This is a genomic window from Actinophytocola sp. NPDC049390 (assembly GCF_044466355.1).
Taxonomy (GTDB): domain Bacteria; phylum Actinomycetota; class Actinomycetes; order Mycobacteriales; family Pseudonocardiaceae; genus Actinophytocola.
In genome coordinates this window covers 1-7,007 of the sequence record NZ_JBITMQ010000041.1, presented here as the reverse complement: position 1 = coordinate 7,007, position 7,007 = coordinate 1, and the positions used below count along the sequence as shown (strand labels likewise).

Genomic DNA, 7,007 nt, shown 5'->3' with positions numbered 1-7,007 from the left:
CGTTCTCTCGCCGGTCAGACACTGTTGATCGGTCACGGGTGGCGGGGTAGCCCGGCCCTTGTAGCGGCCTTGCCCGCGGATAGTCCGATCGGCGGCACCTTCAGCGGAGCGTCGCTTCGCTGACTGCATGTATCAGCTTCCTTCGGCCTGTTGTGAGCAGTGTCTGCCGTGAGACTTGTTCAGCTCGAGCCAGCGATTGCGCCACTCTTTGAGGTATTCATCCGTCACCGCAGGATTGATCGCGTTTAGAATCACCTCGACTTTTTCCCATCGAGGAATCCTGTCACCTCTCATAACATCATTCACGGCAATACGAGAGATCTTGTAACCGCGCTTGCGGGACTCATCACAGACCGAGCTAACGGACAAGCCTCTCGCGCTCATCTCGGCAGCAATCGCCGCACCGAACGCCCTTCGCAACTGCACTAGACCTTGGCGTTTTTCTGATTCGCGGTAGGGTGGCGCGTTGAACCATGGACTGTAAAGGATCTTGCCTGAGCTCAACTCGATCTGCAGGCGCATTGCTGTGAACTCTGGTGGAACCTTGATCCTCTGTTCATCCAACAGGTTGCCGGTGATTTTTATCGCAGAGAAAGCATCAATATGATCAGGCAGAGACAGTTCTATGAGAGGAGTTTGGGCTGGCTTGCGGCCGTGTTGTGCCGCGTGTCGCGGCCTGAGGCGGGCCAGTAGGCGTAGATCACGGGGATGCTGGAACTCCGCGATGATGGGCCCATCGGGCGAGCTGACGCCTGAGGTTAACTGGGCCTTGGCTTGGCTGCGGTTGGCAAGCACTGCTTCGACAGTTATCCCACCGGCAACAGGCTTCGAGCGCCAACACACATTCTTGATCATCACCTGGGGACGGCCGCGGCGATAGCTGAGAGTAGCGATAGTTAAGCCAGCCAGTGAGACGAGCAGTCCGATAATGGATATGAAGCGGGCAAGGTTGTCAGGATTCGACATAACGCTCCCGGTCTACTGAGACATTGCTGCTGTGCTTGCGGTTCCCGAGTGGAGTGATTGTGGCGCATGGACTGGTGACCTGTTCCCGGAGCGCCTGGTTCTCCGAGGACAGTTCGTTGATCACGTGGGCGTAGGTGTGGATGAGTCGTTCGAGGCCGGTGCAGTGCTTCTTGAGCGCGTCGTGGTCGCGTTGCAGTTGGGTGAATGGGTCGTGGTTGTTCCGGAATTCGGCGGCGGTGCGGCGGGCGTGGCGGGCGAGTTGTTGGAAGTGGTCGCGGAGGTCGGGGTGTTTCTGGGCGACGACCCAGTACTTGACGTCGGCTTCGACCGCGAGCTGGACGGTGGACAGGTTGCCGGTGGAGCGCTGTGGTGTGCCGGCGAGGAGTCGGTCGGCGGCGTCGAGGATGGCGATCCTTTGTGGATCGGTTTCGTTGGTGGGCCAGGCTGTGGTTGCGATCTTCACGTGGTCACGGCTTTCGGGTGTGGTTGCGGATGAGCGCGTGGAGGCGGTCGAGTTCGGCGCGAGCGCGCTGGTGGCGCGGTGATGGGGCGAGGAAGTCGCCGAGGAGGCTCTCCAGTTCGGTGGCTTGCTGGTGGAGGGCGGCGATGTCGCGGTCGGTGTAAGCGAGGTTGCGGCAGGTGGGGCGGCAGTCGTCCTGGTCTGGGGTGGCGCGGACGTCTCCTTCGCCGCTGCGTAGCTGGCAAAGGGCTTTGGCTTGGTCGAATACGCAGGTCATGGCGCGGCCGGGGTAGATCTGCAGCAGTGGGTTGGTGAGCATGTCGTGGGCGTGGCTGGTGCTGGTGAGGACCCGGCCGGCGAACGTGTGGTGTGCCTGGTTGATCCGGTGGATGTAGGTGGCTGCGGCGGGGCCGCTGATGTGCTCGCCGGCGGTGAGCCGTTCGTGGTCTTCGGCAAGGCGTTCGAGCCGGAACAGCCAGTCTTCGTAGGCGTGTTCGTCGGGGAATCCGGAGTCGTAGGAGCCGCTGTAGCCGAGTGTCATCTGGACGTGCAGGTGTCCGTATTGGATGGCGCCAGCGATGAGACCGCGGGGTTTGCGGACGATGTGCCAGGCCAGGGTGCGGCGGAAGCGTGCGGTGCCGATGGCGCCGTGCGGATCGGGTGGGATGGCTTCGTGGTCACGCCCGGTCGCGATGCAGTAGTCCTTGACCCAGGCCAGGAAGGCGGCGATGTCGTAAGGGATGCCTCGCGCGTGCCGTGCCCTTCCTCGACGGGTGCTGTGAGTGCCGCGGTGCGGGTGCATCTCGGCCGGGAAGAGCAGACGCTGGTAGTGGAGTCGTTCGAGGACGGTGACCGCGTGGGCGGTTTGGGCGACGATGACCCACGGGTCGTCGCGGAATTGGCCTTCGGGGATCTTGTTGCCGTGTTCGTCCCGGGCGCCCTTGAATTTCTTGCCGGTGATGGACCAGATCCCGGTGGCCGGGTTGTGGGACAGGCATCCGCGTTCGAGGTTGAGCACCTCACCGGTGCGCATGCCGGACAGGTAGGACACGACGATGAGGCAGGCGGTGCGTAACAGGATAGCCAGGTCGAGGGCTTCGGTGAAGCCGATGCGGGTGGTTCGCCAGGGACGTCCGTCGACCTGGCCGGTGATGGGTGTGTCGAGGTAGGCGTCGGGGGCGATCGGCAGGCCGGAGTGTTCGACTGGTTCCCGCAGTCGGGCGCTGCGGGGGAAGGCTTCGGTGCCGCTGCGGAACAGGCGGACGAAGTGCGGCCAGTCGATCTCCGGGGTTCCGTCGCGACCGGGCCGGCCGGGCAGGCTCTCGCCGCTGGCGTGGAGACGGTCGAGGTAGTCGAGCAGGTCGGGGAGGACATCGTCGACGGACCGGCGGGTGACCTGGATGCCGTGTTTGTGGGTGGCTGGGCCGTAGGGGAACAGCCGCAGGTGTTCGTGGAAGGCGGCGATGATGTCGTCGGCGAAGTCGTCGACGAACCGCAGCGACCACATCAGCAGCAGCTCGATGGTGTCCGTCGCCAGACGTGGCGTGCGGTTCTCTCGCGGCCTGACCCGTCCGCCGAGCAGGTCTTTGGGGTCCTCGCCTTGCCAGGGTTCCGAGATGGGGAGGCGCATCGGCTCGGGCAGCCGGTCGCGGTAGGCCCAGAGCCGCCGGACCTCGATCAGCAGGCTGGATTTCATGCTGGTGGTGGCTTCGGTGCTGATCACGTCGGCGAGGTAGCGGTCCAGATCCTCGGGTCTGACCTGGTCGCAGCCGTCGATTCGGTGGGTGTGCAGCCAGACCAGGAACGCGGTGATGCGGGGCAGGGTGAGCGAGACGCTGCGCAGCGCGAGCCGGGTGCCACGGGTGCCGCGCAGCCGCCGGGGTGGTTCATGGTTGATCAGCTGCCAGATGTAGTGCTTGGCATGGTCGCGGAACGTTTCGGGGACGGGTAGGAAGTTCAGTCGGCAGGTGACCGCGTGGGCCTCGAACAGCCCCGGTGTGAGGTCCCACCGGGAGTCACCGAACACCGACTGGCGGGCCGGGTCTGCGGCGGGATTGTGCTTGCGGTGCAGCAACACCGGCGTGTCCGGCTCCGGCCGATCGAGCGCACTGGTGGGCGCGGCTGTGACGGAGTGGGTCATAGCAGGTCCAGCTCTCGGCGGAGGAAACGTTCGGCGAGCTCACGCTGCTCGGGTGTGGCGGCGTGTCTGGCGTCAGCGACGGCCGCCGGTCCGGCGCGGTCGAGCAGGTCGGCCAACTGCGCATGCGGCAGGGCGAACCGTTGCGCCCAGCGCAGCGGTGTGACGGCGGACTTGCGCTGCCGGAGGCCGTCGTGGACCAGCACCTGCAGGGGCAGGTGCGTGGGCAGCGCTCTGGCGCAGGGACAGCTCAGGCAGAGCATGAACGAGGCCCGGCATGCCTGGCCTGACACGGTGTGCGGGCTGTTGGTGTGGTCGACACAGGCACCGACCACCGTATCCAACTCGCCAGCGAGCACCCGCTGCAGCGTCGCGGTGTCCATCCCGTGCCGGGCGGCCACCCGCGCCGGATGCGTCCGCGCCTCGACGACATCGGCCTCGCTGAGTGTGTGCAGCCGGGCGCGGGTGGACGCCTTGGTCACCTGCTCGGCCAACGCAGCAGCGACGACCTGCTGATACTCGACCAGGTTGCCGCGGTTGCGGGCCAGGTACTCGTTGGCCAGAGTCGTCTCGGTGTGGGCGACCGGGCGCTGCTGCAACTCGTTGTAGGTCAGCCGCAGCCGGCCGAAGGTGACCTGCAACTGCTCCCGCTGGCCGTCCGGCGCGGACTGCGCGAGAGCGGTGTCGGTGGGCAGGTCGTGACGTTGCGCCCAGGCCACGGGCAGCCGGGGGTCGAATGTGGTGCGCAGACCGCGTCCGACACCCGCCCCGGTGCCGGCCCAGAACACGAACAGCCGGTCGGTCCCGACCACGTGCCGGGCCGGCGCGGCCAGCTCGTGCAGAAGCATGTAGACGCCGAACGCCGAGTGCAGATCAACCCGCCGCGACTGTTCGCCGACCGAGGATGCGCCTCTCGTGTAGGGGTCGGAGCCGACCCAGGTGGGGACACCAGTCAGCGGGACGTCCATGTGCCGGCGGGCTCCGCGGCGTGGCTTGTCCAGCTTGACGATCGCCGTCGACGGGTGCCCGGTGTAGCCGTCGGGCCGGTGATGCGCCGCGGGCGCAGTCAGGATGGTGCTCTTGTTCTGGCCGGTCAGCCCGATCAGCAGCACCGCGAACGCGGCGACCTCCACACTCGACAGGTGCAGCGCGGTCATGTGGTCCTCGACCGCGCCCAACATCGAGACCCACCGCTTCGGCGCCGCACTGACGGAGGCATAGCGCGGGACGTCCAGATGCCGGTCGACGAAATCGAGCAGCTCGCCGCGCCGGTAGATGTCCCCCGGCTCGGTGTCCATGTCGCCAGCGCGCCAGCGCCGTAGCAGGTCACGGTTGCCGCGGATGCGGTCGGCGGCGCGGCGGATGTCGGCGCGGGCGGCGTTGAGAATCCGCCGGTTCTCGCTGCGGCTGTAGCTGGTCTTCGCTGTGAGGTTCGCCCGCGGTGGGTTGCGGCGTGCCAACGCAGCCCGGAACTCCTTGCTGGTGCCCGCAATCTTGCGCAATGTGGTCTTCAGCTCACCGAGCTTGATCGCCCCGCCGGCATGCTGTCGCTGCGGGTGGAACCAGCCATCCAGGTGCGCCGACGTCAGGTCGGCGGCCGTAGTTGGCGGCGACACCAGACCGGCCAGGTATTCCGCGAACTGGCGCAAGGTGCGGAACGTCTTGTAGGCCGACTCGCTGGTCCGGACCCGGCCGCCGGGCCGGGTGCGTTCGGCGAACGCGGTCGCGAACGCCTGCCGCAACGGCAGGTTCACCGGCCAGCCGGTGAAGTCGAACTCGCGTGGCGCCTGCGCGGGGTTCTCCGGCACGAACCGGACCCGGCAAGCCGCCGTGTCGTCGACCACCCGGGCGGCGGGTGCGTAACCCGTGGGCGGCAACGCCGCGCGACGGCCACTACCTCGACCGATGCTCACATGGTTGCTCACGTGGCCTCCCGTACCGGGTCGGTGAGCACGCGCGGGTGCTCGGCAAGGTAGCTGGCCAGGAACCGCTCGACGGCGGCCTGCTGGGCGTGCTGCAACAGCAGCTCGACATCCAGCGCCCGGAACGGCTCGAGGTAGTGCTGCTTGGTGGTTTCCGGGCTGCGGTGGCCCAGGATCGTGGCCACCAGATCCCACGTGTCGCCGAACTGGGCCCGGAAGTCTTTCGTCTCCTCCACACTCAGATGGGCGAACCGGTGCTCATAGGCCAACCGCCCGACCGAATACCACCGCAACGCGCAGCTGTGCCGCAGCATGTGCGGGGTCGCACTGAACCCGGCCAGGCCCGCCCGGGCGATGCGGTCGTTGGCCTGGGCGAAGGTGTGCTGCCAGCCGTGCGGGGTCCGGGGCATCCCGTCCTCGTTGAGCCAGACCGCCAACGGTTCCAGCCCCTGCTCGGTGCGGCGGAACAACCGCCGACGGCCCCACGGACCAACCGCGTTGAGCGCCGGCCCGGTCCGCCGACCGTCCGGCTCCTGAATGATCAGCCGGCCTCGCTCAGAGCCGACCACCAAGCGCACCGTCGTCAACTGCCCGTAGCGACCGGCGCGCTGCGCATCCCGGACGGCACGTGCCCGAGCTCCCTCGACATAGTCCAGCACCCCGAGCAGTGCCTCGCGTTGGATCCAGTACTTGTGGCCGTAGCCACCCTTCGCGCAGGCGTCCGCCAACCGGCAGGTCCGATAACCCCGGGCCGGGTCGTCGTCCGGCAACTCGGTAACCAGCACGCTGGCCCACTCGGTCAGCCGCAGCCCGGTGCTGTAGAGCCCGTCGACGAACGCGCCGTCCCGCTGCTCGTTTCGGCCTCGCCACAACCCATCCGGCCGGCCATCCAGGCCCAGACCACGGACCCCGAGGTCACGCCACCGGCGATATCCGGCCGGGTCCAACCACTTCACATCTTGCCCGCGGACACCACGCGGCTTCAGATCGAAGTCATCCACCGCAACGACCGGATCGACCACACCGTACCGGCGCGCGGCCCATCGATAGAAAGCGCGCAACCCCGCCAAGTTCGCCGCGAACGTGCTCGCCTCAACCAGCCGCGGGTTGCTCCGCTCCGACAGCCGCCACTCCTTGAAATACTCTGCGTCATCCTCGGTCGCCTCGTCCCACCGCCGGCCTAGCACCAACAAGAAGTTCAGCCACATCCCCAACGACTGCGCGTACTTCTTCCACGTCAACGGCGACCGGCCCAACATGCGCGGCGACGCAAAGAACGCGTTCACCCGACCATCCGGACGACCGTCCGGACCGATCAGAAACGGCTGACCACGCCGACGCCCCCGCTCGGCCAACCCAGCCAACAACCCCGCATGGGCCACCAACAACGGATCGTCCACCGTCCCACCCAGACACTCCAACTCATACCGGAACACAACCCAGCCACCAGCCTCATAAGCAGTTCTCACGAGCGGCAGGCTAAAGATCAACATCCACCAACAACTACGAACCGGGTAGAGAA

5 protein-coding genes are annotated in these 7,007 nt (G+C 66.8%); all 5 read right to left on the bottom strand.

Going from position 1 to position 7,007, the window contains the following annotated elements:
• Window positions 1–132: 132 nt before the first annotated feature.
• The gene (locus ACIBVP_RS45610) at window positions 133–966 is read right to left on the bottom strand and encodes a hypothetical protein (RefSeq protein ID WP_168522277.1); all 834 of its coding nucleotides are present in this window, start codon (window positions 964–966) and stop codon (window positions 133–135) included.
• Window positions 953–1,429, bottom strand: a complete 477-nt coding sequence (locus tag ACIBVP_RS45605; RefSeq protein ID WP_168522279.1) for a hypothetical protein — start codon at window positions 1,427–1,429, stop codon at window positions 953–955. Before ACIBVP_RS45605 ends, ACIBVP_RS45610 begins: the two co-directional genes overlap by 14 nt.
• Window positions 1,430–1,433: 4 nt before the next feature.
• Entirely contained in the window at window positions 1,434–3,566 is a 2,133-nt protein-coding gene (locus ACIBVP_RS45600; RefSeq protein ID WP_210718364.1) for a hypothetical protein, read from the bottom strand.
• Complete coding sequence (locus ACIBVP_RS45595; protein ID WP_168522281.1) at window positions 3,563–5,488, bottom strand: hypothetical protein; 1,926 nt, start codon at window positions 5,486–5,488, stop codon at window positions 3,563–3,565. Before ACIBVP_RS45595 ends, ACIBVP_RS45600 begins: the two co-directional genes overlap by 4 nt.
• Window positions 5,485–7,007 (bottom strand): site-specific integrase (locus ACIBVP_RS45590; protein ID WP_396112809.1); only part of this gene is annotated, 1,523 nt, incomplete at its 5' end. The genes ACIBVP_RS45590 and ACIBVP_RS45595, both read right to left, overlap by 4 nt.